The organism is Mesorhizobium sp. WSM4904 (genome assembly GCF_029674545.1).
GTDB lineage: Bacteria > Pseudomonadota > Alphaproteobacteria > Rhizobiales > Rhizobiaceae > Mesorhizobium.
In genome coordinates this window covers 6,305,330-6,322,795 of sequence record NZ_CP121354.1, presented here as the reverse complement: position 1 = coordinate 6,322,795, position 17,466 = coordinate 6,305,330, and the positions used below count along the sequence as shown (strand labels likewise).

The 17,466-nt window shown below is 63.0% G+C and carries 14 protein-coding genes and 1 tRNA gene; 8 read left to right on the top strand and 7 right to left on the bottom strand.

Features of this window, described 5'->3' with window-relative positions:
- Positions 1 to 123: 123 nt before the first annotated feature.
- Positions 124 to 4,005: a PAS domain S-box protein gene (locus QAZ47_RS30585; protein ID WP_278231867.1), complete on the bottom strand. Its 3,882-nt coding sequence runs from the start codon at positions 4,003 to 4,005 to the stop codon at positions 124 to 126.
- A gap of 244 nt (positions 4,006 to 4,249) precedes the next feature.
- Here QAZ47_RS30585 and QAZ47_RS30580 point away from each other — a divergent pair, with 244 nt between their 5' ends.
- Positions 4,250 to 4,711, top strand: coding sequence for a phasin (locus QAZ47_RS30580; protein WP_278075350.1), 462 nt, complete (start codon positions 4,250 to 4,252; stop codon positions 4,709 to 4,711).
- A 336-nt stretch (positions 4,712 to 5,047) separates the two neighbouring features.
- Positions 5,048 to 5,124, top strand: a tRNA-His gene (locus tag QAZ47_RS30575).
- A 73-nt stretch (positions 5,125 to 5,197) separates the two neighbouring features.
- Here QAZ47_RS30575 and QAZ47_RS30570 read toward each other — a convergent pair.
- From QAZ47_RS30570 to QAZ47_RS30545, 6 genes are all read right to left on the bottom strand, one after another.
- Positions 5,198 to 5,932, bottom strand: a complete 735-nt coding sequence (locus tag QAZ47_RS30570) for a ribonuclease activity regulator RraA (RefSeq protein ID WP_278231866.1) — start codon at positions 5,930 to 5,932, stop codon at positions 5,198 to 5,200.
- A gap of 23 nt (positions 5,933 to 5,955) precedes the next feature.
- Positions 5,956 to 7,119 (bottom strand): mandelate racemase/muconate lactonizing enzyme family protein, encoded by a 1,164-nt coding sequence (locus tag QAZ47_RS30565; protein WP_278231865.1) that lies wholly within the window; start codon positions 7,117 to 7,119, stop codon positions 5,956 to 5,958.
- Positions 7,120 to 7,143: 24 nt separating this feature from the next.
- A complete protein-coding gene (locus tag QAZ47_RS30560; protein WP_278231864.1) occupies positions 7,144 to 8,241 on the bottom strand; it encodes an ABC transporter ATP-binding protein in 1,098 nt (365 codons plus the stop codon).
- 9 nt (positions 8,242 to 8,250) lie between these two features.
- The gene (locus QAZ47_RS30555; protein WP_278231863.1) at positions 8,251 to 9,141 is read right to left on the bottom strand and encodes a carbohydrate ABC transporter permease; all 891 of its coding nucleotides are present in this window, start codon (positions 9,139 to 9,141) and stop codon (positions 8,251 to 8,253) included.
- Positions 9,138 to 10,097, bottom strand: coding sequence for a sugar ABC transporter permease (locus QAZ47_RS30550; protein ID WP_278231862.1), 960 nt, complete (start codon positions 10,095 to 10,097; stop codon positions 9,138 to 9,140). Before QAZ47_RS30550 ends, QAZ47_RS30555 begins: the two co-directional genes overlap by 4 nt.
- Before the next feature lie 78 nt (positions 10,098 to 10,175).
- On the bottom strand, positions 10,176 to 11,657 hold the full coding sequence (locus QAZ47_RS30545) for a sugar ABC transporter substrate-binding protein (protein ID WP_278231861.1): 1,482 nt from the start codon (positions 11,655 to 11,657) through the stop codon (positions 10,176 to 10,178).
- A gap of 212 nt (positions 11,658 to 11,869) precedes the next feature.
- Here QAZ47_RS30545 and QAZ47_RS30540 point away from each other — a divergent pair, with 212 nt between their 5' ends.
- The 6 genes from QAZ47_RS30540 to QAZ47_RS30515 all read left to right on the top strand — a co-directional run bounded on the left by QAZ47_RS30540 (position 11,870) and on the right by QAZ47_RS30515 (position 17,430).
- Positions 11,870 to 12,580: a GntR family transcriptional regulator gene (locus QAZ47_RS30540; protein ID WP_278075343.1), complete on the top strand. Its 711-nt coding sequence runs from the start codon at positions 11,870 to 11,872 to the stop codon at positions 12,578 to 12,580.
- 56 nt (positions 12,581 to 12,636) lie between these two features.
- Positions 12,637 to 13,803: a mandelate racemase/muconate lactonizing enzyme family protein gene (locus QAZ47_RS30535; protein WP_278231860.1), complete on the top strand. Its 1,167-nt coding sequence runs from the start codon at positions 12,637 to 12,639 to the stop codon at positions 13,801 to 13,803.
- Between the two features lie 60 nt (positions 13,804 to 13,863).
- Positions 13,864 to 15,222: a mandelate racemase/muconate lactonizing enzyme family protein gene (locus tag QAZ47_RS30530; RefSeq protein WP_278231859.1), complete on the top strand. Its 1,359-nt coding sequence runs from the start codon at positions 13,864 to 13,866 to the stop codon at positions 15,220 to 15,222.
- A gap of 103 nt (positions 15,223 to 15,325) precedes the next feature.
- Positions 15,326 to 15,652 carry an NIPSNAP family protein gene (locus QAZ47_RS30525; RefSeq protein WP_040971612.1) on the top strand — a complete coding sequence of 109 codons (327 nt, stop codon included), beginning with the start codon at positions 15,326 to 15,328 and terminating at the stop codon, positions 15,650 to 15,652.
- A 9-nt stretch (positions 15,653 to 15,661) separates the two neighbouring features.
- Entirely contained in the window at positions 15,662 to 16,861 is a 1,200-nt protein-coding gene (locus tag QAZ47_RS30520) for a mandelate racemase/muconate lactonizing enzyme family protein (protein ID WP_278231858.1), read from the top strand.
- Between the two features lie 323 nt (positions 16,862 to 17,184).
- Complete coding sequence (locus tag QAZ47_RS30515; RefSeq protein WP_066997751.1) at positions 17,185 to 17,430, top strand: acyl carrier protein; 246 nt, start codon at positions 17,185 to 17,187, stop codon at positions 17,428 to 17,430.
- Positions 17,431 to 17,466: the final 36 nt, after the last annotated feature.

Genomic DNA, 17,466 nt, shown 5'->3' with positions numbered 1-17,466 from the left:
GAAATCCCGTTCCTCGTCCCCTGAGGATCAGATTCGCTCAAGTCCCCGTTGTGACAGCAATCCCATTTCAAGGCGTCCATTGGACGCCTTTTTTCTTTCCCGGATCGCGAGCCGAAAACGCGATTATTCGGCCAGCACGCGCGTCGAAGGGAAGGCGATCTCGACCAGCGTGCCTTCGCCGGGCGTCGAGGTGATGGTGAAGCGCGCGCGGTTCGCCTCCACCATCGCCTTGGTCAGCGGCAGTCCAAGGCCGGTGCCGTCGCCGCGGCCGCGTTTCAGCGCGTTGATCTGCTTGAATGGCTTCAGCGCCTGCTCGATTTCGGCCTGCGTCATGCCGATGCCGGTGTCGCGCACCCGCATGACGACGTCGCCGGAGGCCTCGTAGGCGGTGGAGACGATCACTTGTCCGCCGGCCTGGGTGTAGCGGATGGCGTTGGACAGGATGTTGAGGGCGATCTGGCGCACGCTTCTCAGGTCCGCCACCACTTCCGGCAGCCGCGAGGCCAAGCTGGAGCGGATGATGACGCGCTCGCGGTTGGCCTGCGGCTGCATCATCGCCACCGTTTCGGCCAGCGTGTCGTTGAGCGACACCGCTTCGTACGCCATCTCCTGCTGGCCGGCCTCGATCTTGGAGATATCCAAAAGATCGTTGACGAGGTCGAGCACGTGATTGCCCGAACGGTTGATGTCGCGCAGATAGTCGCGGTAGCGGTCGTTGGCGACCGGACCGAACTTCTCGTCCACCATCAGTTCCGAAAAGCCGATGATGGCGTTGAGCGGTGTGCGGATCTCGTGGCTGATGCGGGCGAGGAAATCCGTCTTCTGCGAGGAAGCGCGCTCTGCCACGGCGCGCGCCTGGGTGAGGTCCTCCTCGGCACGCTTCCACTGGGTGATGTCGCGCACGACGGCACAGAAGCCGCTGTCGTTGGGCAGCCTGCCGATGGTCATGAACAGCGGGATGAAGCGCCCCTGCGCCTCGCGGCCGATGACCTCGCGCCCGTCGTTGAGCAGACTGGCCACACCCGGCTCGGAGAGGCCGGCGAGATAGTCGCGCGCCGCGCGCTGGCTCTCGATGGCGAACAGCGAAGCGAAGGGCTTGCCGGCGATCTCGTCGCTGTCGAAGCCGAACAGGGCTTCGGCCGGACGGCTGATCGAGCGGATATTGCCGTCGCGGCCGATCAGCACCACGCCGTCGGTGGCGGTGTCGATGATGGTGCGCATTTCGGCGATGCGCGACTTGAGCTCGGAAACGTCCGGCTGTTGGCTCGGCTCGTCGTTTGCCGCGCCGAAGTGCGCCGCCGGCGCTTCGTCCTCGCCGGAGCGGCGCACCACCAGCATCAGCGCCTTGCCGTCGCGCCACGGCACGGAGCGCAGCAGCGCATCGATCGGGAATTCCTGGCCCTGGCGGGTCGTGAGCTTCAGCGAACGGTCGCTTTCGGCGGCCTCGCCGTCGTCGGCGTAGTGGTCGGAGAACAGCGCGCCAAGCCCGCCGGCATCGGTAAGGTCCTCAAGCGCGTCATAGCCGGTGAGCTCGAGGAAGGCGTCATTGGCGTAGTGCAGCACATCGCCGGAATGGATGAGTAGCGGCACCGGCAGCCTGGCGACGATGGACGTGTCCGGCGCCCTCGCTTCCTCTCCGGTGGAGAAGGCCGACGGCACGAAGCCTTCGAGCTTGAGCGGCGGCACCGTAAGGCGCGGCCGTTCCGGAGGCGTCGCTTTCGCTTCGCCGGGCTGTTCAGCTGCGGGCAGGGCGCCGTCGGGTCCGGCCCAGTCCTCGCTGTCTTCCGCATCGCGAAAATCGTCGGCCGTCATGCTGTCGTCGTCAGCGCCGGCGTTAGAGGCCTCGGCCGGCCGTTCAGTCCTTGGCTCAGCCGCCTTTTCCGTCGCGGCGGTCTGGCGGGTTTCGGAACCCGGCGCTTCATCGGCGGCTTTCTCGCGTCCGGCATAGTCGAGCAGCGAACCGGACGCGGTTGAGGCTTCCTCGCCGGTTGCCTCGGAAGCATCGTCGGTGCCGTCGAGCCGAGCCAGATCCTTTTGATCTTCCGCTTCGGTCTGTGCCTCGGCCGTCTCATCGGCATCGGCGTCTGGCTGGTTATCTTCCTGCGCGGCGGGCTCATGGCCGGTCGCGACAGGCGCTGCCAGATCGGATTCGCCGGTCTTCCTCTCACCGGTCGTCGGTTGTTCGGCCGCTGGGCCGGCGGTGGTTGCATCGGGCCGCTTTTCAACTTCAGCCGTCAGCGGCTCGGCCGGGCCGGCACTGTCCTTCCGCAGCCGCTCGCCGATCTCGCGAAAGGCGCTGCGCTCCAGGATCGACAGGCCCCTCTCATGTCCCGGCTTGTCGCTTCCTGGCTTGTCAGCTCCCGGCTGCTTGTCGTTGGCCGGCTGCCTGTGCTCGGCCAGCCGGATCACCTTGTCGGCATGGCGCCGCTCTGGCTTCGGCACGATGGCCAGCGCGGGCACCTCGCCCCGGAACGGGTCGGCAGACTTCGGCGGCTCCGCCGCCGGCTGCTCTGCGGCAGGTTCGGCTTCGGCTGGCGCGGTGCCATTGGGTACAAGCGCCATGCCCAGCGCTTCCGGATCGACGACGGCGTCGGCGCTGCGCGCGACGCCGAAGCCGCGGAAGCCCTCGAAGGCGCGGCTGCGGCCATAGACGGGCAGCGCCGCAAGATCGACGGGGATCTTCAGGTCCGTGCCCGCCACCGGCCAAAGCACCGAGCGTCCCGACCAGGTATCGCGCCGCTCGAGCAGGGTGGCGATCTCGCCCGATGCGTCGAGCCCGAAAGTCGTGGCGACATCCTTGAAGCGGCGGCCGATCACATCCGCGGCCGGCTTGCCGACGATGTCGGCGAATTCCGGCGACAGCGCGCTGAATTTGCCCTCGGCGTCGGTGCGCCAGACGAAACGCAGCGGCGACGCCGAACGGTCGATGTTGCGAGCCGCGGCCGGCCCTGCCTGAGCGGCGGTTTCGGCGACATCCCGGCGGCTTTCGGCGACGGTATCCGTCGGTTCGACCCGCGCCGGTGCTTCCTGCTCAGGCACATCGTCGCCGCCGGCGTTGAAATACCAGTGGTCGTGCTGCGTGGGGCCGGCATCGACAGTCCGTTTGCCTGCCTTCGTGGCATCCGGCGCGCCGGCCGTGGTCTCTTGCGTTGGCTGGGCGCGATCAGCGGGGCTCGCCAGGGTTGCAACCGCCTCTCCACCCGCGGTCGCAGCCGGGGGCGAGATATCGTGCTCTCGGACCGACTGGGCTTCGGTGGCGATGCTCTTGTCTTCGGGGGCGGCGGACGCGCTTTCCGGCGCCGCCGCCTGATCGCCGCCAGGCCGGTCGTCCCGCTGGCCGTCGAGCTGGTCCTCGTCGATCACCACCAGGAGATGGCGCTGGTCGGTCAGTCGCGCGAAGCCGGCCGGGTAGGAGGTACTTGCGCCGGGAACAAGGCGCTTGACGACGCGGTCTCCGGCGCATGCCACGTCCGCGACAAGGGCAGCCAGGGTTTCCGGCTTGATGCCAAGCGCCGCGAAGCCTTCCGAAGCCGCCTCGACATGACCGCGGGCGTCGACGAAGGCGATGAAATGTCCGGCCTCGGTGAAGCCGCCGATGGCGCGGCTGGCGATTTCAGCGGTACTGCGCGAACCGGTCTGTGCCGCTGGTATCGCCAGCAGGATCGCCTTTTCGCCGTCCGGCATCGTCACCGTGCTGGCGAGCAAGCCGATGGCGCGGCTCACCATGCCGGTCGCCAGCCTGACGGTGATGGTGCGGTCGCTGCCGATGTCCGGAAAGCCGCTGGTCGCCATGATCTGCCGCCTGGTGATCAGCGGCAGCCGTGCCGAGGCGCCGATGATGGCTTCGATATCAGGATAGCCGAACACCGCGGCGCCGGGACCATTGGCCCAGATCACCTGCTCGAGGTCGGCCGACAATATGGCAAGCGCGTCTCCGGCGGCGAAGCGCTGGCGCACCGTATCGAGCACGGCGACATCGAGGAAGGAGTAGTTTTCAGGCGGCATGTGCTGGCGAACCCCGGAGCGGGCATTTTCGGTTAACGCTTTGTTAATAAAAGCGTACGGGGCGAAGGTCCACAAGCCATGCCGTGTATCGGCCGAAATCTCTGGGTGCGTGGTTAATGGTATGGCGATTTTTATGGTGCGCTGCAACAAAGATATTGCAATGCACAAAAGTTGCCTTTATATTGCCATCATACATGAACGAGACGGCTTTCTGTCAAAGCCGCTACCCCTGAAAGGTTGGAAAATGTCCAAGACTGGCAAGACCGCTGAGACCATCGAAAACGTCGAATTCCCGAGCTTCGACGCTTCCAAGGCCACCGACCAGATCCGCGCTTTCGCCGAGAAGGGCGTCGAGCAGTCGAAAGAGGCCTATGCCAAGTTGAAGAACGGCGCCGAGGAGACCCAGAAGGTTCTGGAGTCGACCTACGAGACCGCCAAGACCGTTTCCAGCGACCTGTCGCTCAAGTCCATCGCCATCCTGCGCGCCAACGCCGAGGCCAGCTTCTCGCATCTCGAAGCCCTGGTCGGCGCCAAGACGCTTTCCGAGGTCGTCGAGCTGCAGACCTCCTTCCTGCGCAAGCGCGTCGAGATGGCCATCGAGCAGGCCAAGGACTTCCAGACCGTTGCCTCCAAGGCCGTCGAGGATGTCTCCAAGCCGGTCAAGACCGCTTTCGAGAAGGCGATCAAGGACGTCAAGGCGGCCTGATTCGCGCTGCGAACTGCATCAAAACGTCGCATTTTGTCAGACAAATAGATGTGCGATAGATTGAGCAGATGAATACCCGGGGAGTGAAACCTCCTCCCTTCGCTCTCCGGGGTGACCAGCCAGCTCCTCCTCCCGCTGGCTCGTAACAGGAAAAGGCCGGCACCTCCTCCCGCCGGCCTTTTCTTTTGCCCGGCTAAAACGGGTGCCGGTTCGCCGAACCGATCTTTGCCTTATCAAAGGCCTTGAATTAGACTCTGTTAGCCCGTAAGGGACGCATCGCCGACGACAGAGCGGACGCGGAGAATGATTTCTTCTCGATTGCGCTCAAGCGGACGTGCCGTTGTAGCTCAGTTGGTTAGAGCACCAGATTGTGGATCTGGGGGTCGCTGGTTCGAGCCCAGCCAACGGTACCACCGCCTTCTTGCGCTGATTTTCCTGGATCGTGCTATCCGCCGCGAGGTGATCCATGCGCTATCTTGGCTTCTCCTAGCGCCTTGTCTTGCGCCACGCCTCGTACTCCCCGCGGGCATCGTCATGCAGCGGATAATAGCGTTGCAACGGCGCGCCCTGCATCAGCTTCTCCCGCGAGAACTCTTCCCAATCGTGATGCTTCTTCGCGTCCTCGATCACTTGCGGGGCCATTGAGACTGGAACCACCACCACCCCGTCGTCGTCGGCGACGATGATGTCGCCGGGGATCACCGTGACGCCGCCGCAGGCAATCGGAACGTTGACGGCGTTGGGATAGATGCTGGTTTGCACATGGTAGTTGGGCGTCCAGCCGCGCAACCAGAGGGGCAGATCGAGCTTTTCGACATTGGGCCGGTCGCGCATGCATCCGTCGATGACGATGCCCGCGCCGCCTCTGCCCTTGAAATAGGTCGACATCATATCGCCGAAGACGCCGGAGCTCATGTCGCCGCGCGCGTCGACCACGACCACGTCGCCCTCCTGCGCGTGATAGAGCACGTGCCGGTGCAGCTGCGTCTCCGGATCCGCATATTCTCCCTCGTTGAACAGATCCGGCCGCTGCGGCAGGAACTGCAGCGTCAGCGCCGGGCCGACGATCGACTTGCCGTGATTCTGCGCTACCGGACCGACCATATGCGGATTGCGAAAGCCCATATGGCCAAGCGTGCCGGCAACCGTCGCGGCGCCGATCTCCCTTAGCGCGTCGATCAGGTCTCTGGGCGGCCGGGTGATGTCGGGAGTATGCGTCATGGTGGACTCCGGTTGAAATTGAGCTACCAGTTCGTGACGGAACCGTCGCGGCGCTTGAGGTGAGGCGCTTCCCAGAAGCGGAAACTCTGCGCCTGGATCGCTGCTTCGTTGATCTCGACGCCCAGCCCCGGCAGATCGCCGACCGGATAGTCTGTGCCGTCGAGCCGGGGCTGCACGGGGAAAAACTCTGAATTGTCGAAGCCCAGCTTTCTTTCCGGCGCCCTTGTCTCCAGCCACGCGAAATTCGGCACGGCGGCGGCGAGATGCATGGTCGCGGCCGTGCACACTGGGCCAAGGGGATTGTGCGGCATCAGGTCCACGTAGTGCGCCTCGCTCCAGCCCGCGACCTTCATCGCCTCGGTAAGTCCGCCGACATTGCAGACATCGAGCCGGTTGAACTGATGGATGCCGCGCTCGATGTAAGGCATGAACTGCCACTTGCTGGCGAATTCCTCGCCGATGGCAAAGGGGATGTCGGTCATCGTACGAAGAGACTCGTAGGCCTCCGGCGTCTCGTCGCGTATCGGCTCCTCGAGGAAATCGAGCACGCCGCGGCCGAGTTTGTTGCAGAAGCTCGCCGCCTCGGCCACCGACAGCCGATGATGATAGTCGATGCCGAGGACGACGTCGTCGCCAAGCGCTTCGCGCGCCTTGTTCAGCATGGTCGCCGTGGCGCCGATCGACTCGCGCGGCTCGAAGATGTCCCTGCTGCTTTGCCCGACCGGGAAGAAGCGGATCGCCTGCCACCCCTGTTCGCGCAGTTCGCGGGCCCGTTCGAGGGCTGCGTCGCCCTCGGCCTCGTCTCCGGTCGAGGCGAAGGTCGGGATGCGGTCGCGCTGCTTGCCGCCGAGCAGCTCGTAGACCGGCACCCCGAGCGCCTTGCCCTTGATGTCGTGCAGGGCGATGTCGATGGCCGAAATCGCCGCCTGCAGGACCCGCCCGCCTTCGAAATACTGGCTGCGATAGACCTCCTGCCAGATCCGGCCGATCGGCATCGGGTCGCGGCCGACGAGAAACTCGCGATAGTGCTCGATCGCGCCGGCCACGGCCTTCTCGCGGCCGCTCAAGCCGCTCTCGCCCCAGCCGAAGATGCCTTGGTCAGTCTCGACCTTGACGAGCATCTGGTTGCGAGTTCCCACCCACACGGGATAAGGCTTGATGGCGGTGATCTTAAGCTTTGTCGTCATACACGCACACGCATCCGCCCCATCTCAGTGGGCACCGAGAGCCATTTCAGTTTCGCCGTCGAAAAGGTGCATGCGCTCCTGATCGAACTCGAGCCAGATCTGCTCGTCAGGTGTGACGGTGATGTTGGGTGACACACTGATATTGACGATGGCGCCGGAGAGGAACGCTTGCACGAAGGTTAGGTCTCCAGTTGGTTCCACCGTATAGGCCTTGGCCGGAATGGCGCCGGGGACCGCGCTCTTGTGCAGCTTGATCGTCGAATGGCGCGCACCCAGCACGACCTTCCTGGTGGTCGCCGCCTGGACCTTGCGCGCGTTGGGTTGCGACAGCGCGAGGCTCCAGCCCTCGGCGCTCGTCAGAGCGGTATCGCCGTTTGCCGTGGATGCCTCCAGCGGAATAAGGCTCATTGCCGGGCTGCCCACGAAGCTTGCGACGAACATGTTGACGGGATGGGCGAAAACCTGCGCCGGCGAATCGTATTGCTGCAGGTAGCCGCCGTTCATCACGGCCATCCTGTCCGCCATGGTCACGGCCTCGAGCTGGTCGTGCGTCACATAGATGATCGTCGCCTTCAGGTCCTGATGGAACCGTTTGATCTCGGACCGCATCTGCACGCGCAGCTTCGCGTCGAGATTGGAGAGCGGTTCGTCCATCAGGAATACAGCCGGATCCCGAACGAGGGCGCGGCCGAGCGCCACGCGCTGCTGCTGCCCGCCCGAAAGTTCGCGCGGCTTGCGCTCGAGCAGCTGCGTCATGTCGAGAACGCGCGCCGCTTCCCTGACCTTCTTGTCGATCTCGTCCCTGGGCAGCCTGCGCATCTGCAGCGGGAAGGCGAGGTTCATATAGACCGACTTTTGCGGATAGAGCGCGTAGTTCTGGAACACCATTGCGATGTCCCGGTCCTTGGGATCGAGGTCGTTGACCACCCGGTCGCCGATGAAGATGTCGCCCGATGTGATCGGGGTCAGGCCCGCGACGAGATTGAGCGTGGTTGTCTTGCCGCAGCCCGAAGGGCCGACGAGCGCAACGAACTCGCCGTCATTGACCGTCAGCGAAACCTCGTTGACGGCTTTGAAGCCGCCATAGGTCTTGACGAGATCTTTGAGGACCACGTGGGCCATCGGCAGCTCCTAGTGCTTGACCGCGCCTTCTGTGAGGGCGCGCACGAAGTATCGTTGCAGGACGAGGAACAGCACTACGACGGGTACGCTCATCATGAAGCTGGCCGCCATCAGGCCCGGAAAGTCCGTCGTATTTTCCGAGAAAAAGCGCTGGATGCCGACCGGCAGCGTCAGCTGTTCGTTCTTGGAGAGGAAGGTGTAGGCGTAGATGTATTCGTTCCACGCACCGATGAAGGAGTAGATCGCCGTGGCGATGATCCCCGGCGCCGAGAGCGGCATCACGATCAGGAGGAAGGCCTGGAACCGCGTCGCTCCATCAATGCGCGCCGCCTGCTCGAGCTGCACCGGGATGTTGTCGTAGAAGCCCTTGAGCAGCCAGATCGCCAGCGGCAGTCCAAACGTCAGGTAGGTGAGCACAAGAGACCCATGCGTGTTCACCAGCCCGATCGCGCGCATCAGGATGAAGAGCGGCACGAGAAAGATCACCGCCGGGAACATGTTGCGCAGCAATACCGCGAAGAACAGGAAGTTCCGGCCCGGGAAGGTGAAGCGCGAGAACGCGTAGGCCGCGGGAACCGCCACGATCACCGAAAGGATCGTCGTGGCGGTCGAGACGAAAAGACTGTTCCAGAAGAAGCGGAGGAAGTCCTGGCCGACGCTGTTCTGCGGATCGAGCAGCTTCTGGTAACTGGCGAGGGTCGGCTGGTCGGGCCACCATTGCGGCGGGAATTGCATCGCCGCGAAGCCCGACTTGATCGAGGTGAGCAGCATCCAGATCATCGGCAACGCGGTGTAGAGCAGCATGAACACCAGGAAGATGCGCCCGCCCCACCGCCATCCGTCGATGCGCATGCGACGACGGGTCCGGTCTCGAGGAGCTGTCTCGGCAATCGTGCTCATGCGCCGCGATCCTTCCGCTCGTTGCCGCTCAGCGCACGGACGTAGAAGTAGCCGAGCGTCATCAGGATGAGGAACAGAAGCACCGAATAGGCCGATGCCACCCCCCAGCGCTGGCGGCCGAAGGCGAGCTCGTAAATGTGGGTGATCCAGATATGCGATGCGTTCGACGGCCCGCCGCCGGTCATGATCCACGGGATGATGAAGGAATTGAAGTTGGCCACGGCCAGCAGCAGGATCGTCACCGTGGAGACGTTCCTCAAATGCGGGAAAGTTACATGCCAGAAGCGCTGCCATGCATTGGCCCCGTCGACTTTCGCGGCGCGCAGCAACTGGTCGGGGACCGTCTGCAGGCCGGCCATCATCATGATCATGGCAAACGGAAACTCGCGCCAGATATTGACGACGATCAGGGAGGGCAGCACCGTGCTGACGCTGTCGATGAAATTGGGCGGCCGGTCAGCCAATCCGAGGCGGACCAGGATCGCGCCGATTATCCCAAAGTCCGAATGGTAGATCCACTTCCAGATATAGGAGGCGGCGACCGCGCTGATGACCCAGGGGATGATCAGGATAGCGCGCAGGACGCCGCGGCCGACGAAGTCGCGGTGGAGCGCCAGCGCGGCGCCAAACCCCAGGACAAAGGAGAAGAAGGTGGACGCCAGCGTCCAGATAAGCGTGTTCCAGGTGACCCTCCAGAACACCTCACTTGTCAGGATGGCCGTGTAGTTGTCGAAGCCGACGAAGATCTTGTCCCGCAGCTGCAGGCCAGGCGGCGTATTGAAGAACGACAATTCGATCGTGTAGTAGATCGGGTAGGCGATGACGATCATCATCACGACGATCGCAGGGAGCACGTACGCGTAGTCAGCGCGATGCTCCCCAATCCTCCGCAACGCGCCCGGCCGGCCGGGTAGCAATCTTCGGCGAGCCTCGGTCCTGCTGTTCACGATCGTCACTTGTGGCGTGCCCTTGTTCTTCGGAACGAACCGGCTGCACGCTCGGCGCAGCCGGTCGGATCGCAGGTCAGGCTTGGACTAGAGTCCGCCGCCCATCAGGTCTTTTACCCTCTTGGCCGCGTCGTCCGCCGCTTGGTCGACGGTCATCGCCCCGGTCAGGGCATTCTGCAGCATGTCCGGAACGATGATGTTCATGATCTCGGGAGACTGCGGCAGGGCTGGGAACGGGATGCCGTATGGCAACATCGACGTCGTGACATCGAGGAACTTGATGCTGTCCAGACGCTCCTTCATCCATTTGGTCTTGAAGCCGTTGAGGTTGCCCGGGTTCGAGCCGGCGTATGCCATCTTCAGCGACCATTCGGGGCTGGTCCACATGCAGATGATCGCCTTTGCGGCCGGCTCGTCCACCTTGCCGCCTTCGACATATTCGGGCTTCAGGATGTGAATGTTCGAGCCGCCGAACACGACTGCGCGCTTGCCGTCGGGGCCGGTCGGAATGAGGCCGTAGCGCATGTTGTCGATGACGGTCTGCGCCTTGTCCTTGTCGGTGCCGGTCGCCTTCTTCTGCAGGTCGAGCATGACGTTGTAGTCGGACGGGTGCGAGATCATCATGCCGAGCTGACCGGCCAGAAACAGAGGCTGGTTGTCGGCCTGCTGGTTGGTCAGTGCCGAAACCGGAACCGACTTGTCGCGAACATACATGTCGTACGAGGCCTGCAGCGCCGCCTTGCTCTGCGGGCTGTTGAGCTCGATGTCCTTATAGGTCGGGTTCGCCTTTGCTTCGTCGAAGACGCCGCCGCCATAGGCCCATAGCTGAGGCATGAAGCGGTACGGCGTATTGCCGGCATTCTTGCGGGCCACGAGGCCATAACCGGCAATGCCGAGCTTGTCATGGATCTGCTTGGAATACTTGACGACGTCGTCCCAGGTTGCCGGGGGCTTGTTAGGATCGAGGCCCGCGCGTTTGAAGATGTCGGCGTTCCAGATGAACGCCATCGTCTCGTTGTTGGTTGGAATGCCGTAGGTCACCCCGTCCCAGGTCACCGCCTTCATGGCGCCGGGCCAGAAATCCTCGGTCGAATACCCGACGTCCTCAGGCTTGAGCGGCTGCAAATAGCCCTTCGAGGCGAATTCGGTGCCGCCCAGGATCTGCAGGCGGACCGCCATCGGCGCTGCATTGCCGAGCAGCGCCGTGCGGAACTTGTCCAGAAGGTCGTTGTAGGTGAGGGCCTGTTCCTCGAGCTGGATGTTCGGATAGGTCTTGCGGAAGTTTGCGAAGAAATCCTTGTAGTACTGACGCAGAAGGTCGGGGTCACCCTCGAACACGCCCTGATACCAGAAAGTCAGTCGCCCCTTGTAGTCGAGCGGGGTGACCTTGGCGCAATCGGCCGCCGTGTCAAAATCCTGCGTGCCGGCAATCGAGCGCACATATTCCGGCGACCACTTGCTCAGGTCCACCGGCGGCGCAGCCAGTGCCGGCGCCGACATCAACGATGCCATTAAAGCAGTTGAGACAGTGCCGCGCAGGACGGCACCGCCGAGTGTAATCCTCGTCATAGGTATCCTCCAGGTTTCTCTCCCACGCCGCTTCGCTTCGAGGCAAGCGGTCCTTCCTCGTTCGGCCGCGGGACACTGTTCTGTGTACCCCATCGGCCGTCTTGTACGTTTTCAGATCGTGAATTGTCTGTCAACGAGCTGGATCGTACATTGTTTATCGAAACTTTGCGTGATAATCGGATAGAATGTGTATCAGCCTAGGGGAGCGGGCTTTGGCCGAAACAAGCGACTTTAAAGCGAAGCCACCTGCGGGGATTGATCCCATAGGGGCCTCCAGCGAGGGCGCCTCGCTTTATGAACTGATCAGGGAAGACATCATCGAGGGGCGGCTGGCCGCCAACGAACGGCTTGTGGTCAGCGATCTCGCCCGGCGTCACGGCACCTCGACCAATCCCGTGCGCGAGGCCTTGCAGCTGTTGCGCGGCGAGGGCTTCGTCATCTTTGCCCCCAACCGCGGAGCGCGCGTGCGACCCATAGATCAGGATTTCGTGCGCGATATCTACGAGATCGGCGTTCTGATCGAGCCGGCCCTGACGCGATGGTTCGTGAACATGGCCACTGGCGAGGACATCGCGGAACTCGAACGTCTCCAAGGCCTGATCGAGGAAAACAACTTCGCCGACACATTCCGGCACAGTGAGCTCGATACCGCCTTCCATACCGTGATGTACCAGCGGCACTACAACCGCCATGCCGCCGAGCTTTGGTGGAAGCATCGCGAAGTGCTGCGCGCCGTGAGCCGGCGTTTCGATTTCACCCTCGCGCGCCGTGCCGCGATCATTCGCGAGCACCGCGAGCTCATCGCGCTCGTAAAGGCGGGAGATGCCGACAAGGCGGCCGAACTCGTCGCCCGCCATGTCGAGGGCTCCGGACGGCACATCCTCGAACACATGCGTGCCCGCAACGCCGCGCGGGCCGGATAGAACGCCCAATCTTAGAACATCGGCACCCCTGGAAACTTCAGATAAAGGCAGTTGAGATGAAGATCACGAGTATCCGGCCGTGGCTGATCAAGTCCGATGCTTCCTATTGGGGAGAGTATCTGTTCGTCGAAGTGACGACCGACGAGGGAGTGAGCGGTTGGGGAGAGATCACCACCACGACAAAGCTCGCCAACCGCGCGCTGTGCACCATCCTGCGGCAGATCGGTACCGCCATGACAGGTGAGGACCCGGCGCGTATCGAGCATCTCTGGCACAAGATTTTCCGCAGCTTCACCTACATGGGCAGCCGCGGCGCCGCCGTCGAATGCGTCAGCGCCATCGATATAGCCCTCTGGGACATCCGCGGCAAAGTTCTCGGCAAGCCGATCTACGAGCTGCTGGGCGGACCGGTACGGGAGGAAATCGCTCTTTACACCCATCCCAACCAGGCCAAATTCACCAGCAAGGAGGCGGTGGTCCGCGAGATTCGGGATATTGTCGAGTCCGGACACACCGGGCTCAAGTTCGATCCTTTTCCCCACCAGGGCCCCAGCGTCGATGGCGTGGCCCGCGAAAGGCGGGACGGCTACCTCGACGGTGGCATGACGCGCAAGGACGAACGCGAAGCGGCCGAGCTGACGGCCCTGATCCGCGAAACGGCCGGACCCGATGTGGACATCCTCATCGATGCGCATGGCCGCTTCGATGTTCCCACCGCCATTCGCCTCTGTCGGAGCCTCGAGGAAGCGGGCCAGATCGATTGGTTCGAGGAGCCTTGCCCGCCCGAGAGCCTCAACGCGCTCAAGCAGGTGCGTGAGAAGGTCAGCGCCGCTATCTCGTGGGGCGAGCGCGGCCACACGAAATGGGATTTCGTGCCGGTGCTCGAGAACAAGCTCGCCGACTACATCATGCCCGACGTGACCTGGACCGGCGGGATTACCGAGCTGAAGAAGATTTCCGCCCTCTGCGAAGCCTACTACGTCCCCGTCTCGCCGCACGACGCCGCGGGACCGATCAACGTGGTTGCGGGAGCGCAGGTGATGATGACGGTTCCCAACTTCTACAAGCTCGAAACGTCGGAGTGGGATCTCTCCAAATACGATCACCTCATCGACAGACCGCTCAACGTTTCGAACGGTAGCCTCAAGCTGACGTCGAAGCCTGGTCTCGGCGTCGAGATGAACCGCGACTATCTGCAGGCCCACGAGATCGAGCTGGCCTAGCAACCCTCCATGCCCAGCACGCGGGGCAACAAGCCCCGCCAAACAAAGCGAGGATAGGCCATGCCAAAAACCGATGGAGCCGACGAGGCCCTCAATCGGGTCAACACGAATTCCAAGCCGTCCGGCCTTCGCATCACCGACATGCGGGTGGCCGAGATCGTCGGCGCGCCGTTCGCCTCGGCGCTGCTCAAGATCTACACCAACCAGGGCATCGTCGGGCTTGGCGAGGTGCGCGACGGCGCCAGCGCCACCTATGCGCTGATGCTGAAGAGCCGGTTGCTTGGCGAGAACCCTTGCGACATCGACCGCCTGTTCCGCCGCATCAAGCAGTTCGGCGGGCACGGCCGCCAAGGCGGTGGCGTCTCGGCGGTCGAAATCGCGCTCTGGGATCTCGCCGGCAAGGCCTATGGCGTGCCCATCTACCAGATGCTCGGCGGCAAGTTTCGCGATCACGTGCGCGTCTACTGCGATACCGACGCGGAGAAGCCGAGCGGCACCGAAACCGGCAAGCGCCTCAAGGCGCGCATGGAGCGCGGCTTCGCCTTCCTCAAGATGGACCTGGGCTTGATGCAGATCGCCCATATCCCGGGCGCCGTGGTCGCGCCCGCCGGCGCGCTCGAAGGGTTTTACGCCAATCCACGCGGCCGCGGTGGCGCGCTTGAGGAGCGTAAGGCACGCAACCTCGCCTACGATGCGCAGAACGTGCAGCACCCGTTCACGGGCCTGCATTTCACCGAAAAAGGGATCGACCTGCTGGAGCAGTATATCCACGAGGTTCGCGAGGTCATCGGCTACGAGATCCCGCTGGCCATCGATCATGTCGGCCACATTTCGCTGCAGGACGGCATACGCCTGTCACGCCGTATCGAGAAATACGTGCCGGCCTGGCTCGAGGATGTGATCCCCTGGCAGTACACCGAGCAGTACCGGCGGTTGCAGGAGGCCACCGCGGTGCCGATCTGCACGGGCGAGGACATCTACCTCAAGGAGGCCTTCGAGCCGCTGCTGAAGAGCGGCGGCCTCTCCGTCATCCACCCGGACCTGCTCACCAGCGGCGGCATCCTCGAGACCAAGAAGATCGGCGACATGGCTCAGGACCATGGCGTCGCCATGGCCATCCACATGGCCGAAAGTCCGATCGCCGCGATGGCCGCGGCGCATGTCGCGACCGCGACCGAGAACTTCATGGCGCTCGAATACCACTCCGCCGATGTCGAGTGGTGGGACGACATCGTCACAGGTCTCCCCAAGCCGCTGGTGAAGGATGGCTTCATAACCGTTCCGGACAAGCCAGGCCTGGGGATCGACGATGTGGTCGACGAGGTGATCAGCCAGCATCTGCAGCCCGGTGTCACGGGGATATGGCAATCCACCGAGCATTGGGACAATGAATATAGCTGGGACCGGACCTGGAGTTAGCCCGGGCCCTCTGCCCTCATCCCCCAGGCTCACAGGGCCGACGACAGACCATTCGTGTCGACCTCTCCCAAGGGGAGAGGCGAAGGAAGAAACGGACGAAACCATGATCTACGAACTGCGTATCTATGACTGCCTGCCGGGCAGGCTGCCGGCTTTGCTCAAGCGCTTTTCCGACCAAACGCTGGCCATCTGGGAGAGGCATGGCATCCGCCAAGCCGGGTTTTTCACCACGGCGATCGGCGAAAACAGCAATCGCCTCACCTATTTCCTCGCCTGGGAATCGCTGGCCGAGCGTGAGGCGAAATGGGCGGCTTTCGTCACCGATCCGGCATGGCACAGGGCCCGGGACGAGTCTGAGCGCGACGGGCAGATCATTGCCAATATCAGCAGCCAGCTGCTCACGCCGACAGCTTTCTCGTCTGTGAGATAGGACTGCGCCATGAAGATCACCGACCTGCGCTGCGCCGTCATCGGCAAGCACCCCATCGTTCGCGTCGTCACCGATGAGGGCCTCTATGGCCTGGGCGAAGTCGAGTTTACAAAAACCTATCTCAAACCTTTTGTGCTGCATTTCCGCGAGGCGCTTATCGGCGAGGACCCGACCGACGTCGAGCGCGTGATGCTTAAGATCCGCCAGCGCGGTTCGTTCAAGCCCTATGGCGCGGCAGTGAGCGCCATCGAGCATGCGCTGTGGGACATAGCCGGCAAGGCCGCGGGCGTGCCGGTCTACAAACTGCTTGGCGGCAAGGTGCGCGACAAGGTGCGCGTCTACAACGGCTCGATCCGCCGCAAGCGCACGGGCGACCGGCCGGAAGACTACGCCGCCGACGTCAAATGGATGATGGAGCAGCCGCAGAACTTCTTCATGGTCAAGCAAGGGATCTCGTTCCACTCCAACATGAAGGACACGATAGAAGGCTTCCACTACGGCGTGACGCAGAAGAAGGCGGGCTATCACGGCGCCATGGATCAGGGCGTGATCAGCGAGCGCGGTTTCAATCACATGCTCGACTGCGTGGCGGCGATGAAGGAAGTGCTGGGCGACAAGGTCAGCCTGGCGCTCGACTGCGGCCCGGGCTGGATGCTGCCCGATGCGATCAAGTTCGCTCGCGCGGTCGAGAAGTACAATCTGATGTGGCTCGAGGACATGCTGACCGGCGACTATGTGCCGTGGGTCAATCCGCAGGCCTATCGGGAACTGACCACCTCCACCTCGACGCCGATCCACACGGGCGAGCAGATCTATCTGCGCCACAATTTCAAGGAACTGATCGAGACGCAGGCGGTGCGCGTCATCGGCCCCGATCCCGCCGACATCGGCGGCATTGCCGAGCTCAAATGGGTCGCCGAGCACGCCTACATGCACTCGATCCTTATGGCGCCGCACGGCACCGCGAACGGCCTGCTCGGTCTCGGCGCGCTGATCAATGTCTGCGCAACCTTGCCGGCCAACTACATCGCCTTCGAGTACCCGAGCGCCTCCGACCCGTGGTGGGAGGATCTGGTGGTCGGCCTGCCGGCGCAGATCGTGAAGGACAGCATGGTGGATTTGCTGGAAGCGCCGGGGCTGGGACTCGATATCGACGTCGAAGCAGCCGGGAAGTATCTCAAGGAAGAGGATAAGGGCTTCTTCGACTGAGCCTTCCTCCGCCTCCTGCCTGAGGCATGTCTCCCGAAAGTGGGAACCGGTTTCGGGACAAAGATATGCGCAAGATCAAAAAAGCTGAAGCGTACGGAGCGAATCTGAAAGGTCACGACGCGCTTTAAGGCGCGGCCGGCATCGTCGTGGTCGACGGCTCCATTCTCTTTTTCCTGCCGTGTCCGAAGCTTTAAAATTGTACTGCGGTCCGTTACCGATCCTTAGGCATGGTTGAAACTGACCGGCGGCGTTAACGCCACGGTTGCGCTGCCTCTGCAATATTGGCGCCCGCACAAACATGCAAACGCAAGGGTGGGGCCTCCATGATCGACCAGATTCGCTCGCTGCTCGAGCAGCATCCGATGATTCCGCTAAATTTCGGCGCGCTCGCCGACGACGCCAATCTCTACGACGCGGGGCTGACCTCCTTCGCCTCGGTGCAGATGATGCTGGCGCTCGAAGAGGAATTCGACATCGAATTCCCCGAGACGATGCTGACGCGGCGCACCTTCTCTTCGCTCGCCAGCATCGCGGACGCCGTTTCGCAATTGACCCGCAAGGCGGCATAGAGTCATGAACGTGTTGAGAAAGATCGAGGCGGCTTC

What these genes read in the sequence shown, in the direction of transcription:
- QAZ47_RS30585 (WP_278231867.1), bottom strand. Translation starts at nt 4,005, where the DNA reads ATGCCGCCTGAAAACTACTCCTTCCTCGATGTCGCCGTGCTCGATACG.
- QAZ47_RS30580 (WP_278075350.1), top strand. Translation starts at nt 4,250, where the DNA reads ATGTCCAAGACTGGCAAGACCGCTGAGACCATCGAAAACGTCGAATTC.
- QAZ47_RS30570 (WP_278231866.1), bottom strand. Translation starts at nt 5,932, where the DNA reads ATGACGCATACTCCCGACATCACCCGGCCGCCCAGAGACCTGATCGAC.
- QAZ47_RS30565 (WP_278231865.1), bottom strand. Translation starts at nt 7,119, where the DNA reads ATGACGACAAAGCTTAAGATCACCGCCATCAAGCCTTATCCCGTGTGG.
- QAZ47_RS30560 (WP_278231864.1), bottom strand. Translation starts at nt 8,241, where the DNA reads ATGGCCCACGTGGTCCTCAAAGATCTCGTCAAGACCTATGGCGGCTTC.
- QAZ47_RS30555 (WP_278231863.1), bottom strand. Translation starts at nt 9,141, where the DNA reads ATGAGCACGATTGCCGAGACAGCTCCTCGAGACCGGACCCGTCGTCGC.
- QAZ47_RS30545 (WP_278231861.1), bottom strand. Translation starts at nt 11,657, where the DNA reads ATGACGAGGATTACACTCGGCGGTGCCGTCCTGCGCGGCACTGTCTCA.
- QAZ47_RS30535 (WP_278231860.1), top strand. Translation starts at nt 12,637, where the DNA reads ATGAAGATCACGAGTATCCGGCCGTGGCTGATCAAGTCCGATGCTTCC.
- QAZ47_RS30530 (WP_278231859.1), top strand. Translation starts at nt 13,864, where the DNA reads ATGCCAAAAACCGATGGAGCCGACGAGGCCCTCAATCGGGTCAACACG.
- QAZ47_RS30525 (WP_040971612.1), top strand. Translation starts at nt 15,326, where the DNA reads ATGATCTACGAACTGCGTATCTATGACTGCCTGCCGGGCAGGCTGCCG.
- QAZ47_RS30520 (WP_278231858.1), top strand. Translation starts at nt 15,662, where the DNA reads ATGAAGATCACCGACCTGCGCTGCGCCGTCATCGGCAAGCACCCCATC.
- QAZ47_RS30515 (WP_066997751.1), top strand. Translation starts at nt 17,185, where the DNA reads ATGATCGACCAGATTCGCTCGCTGCTCGAGCAGCATCCGATGATTCCG.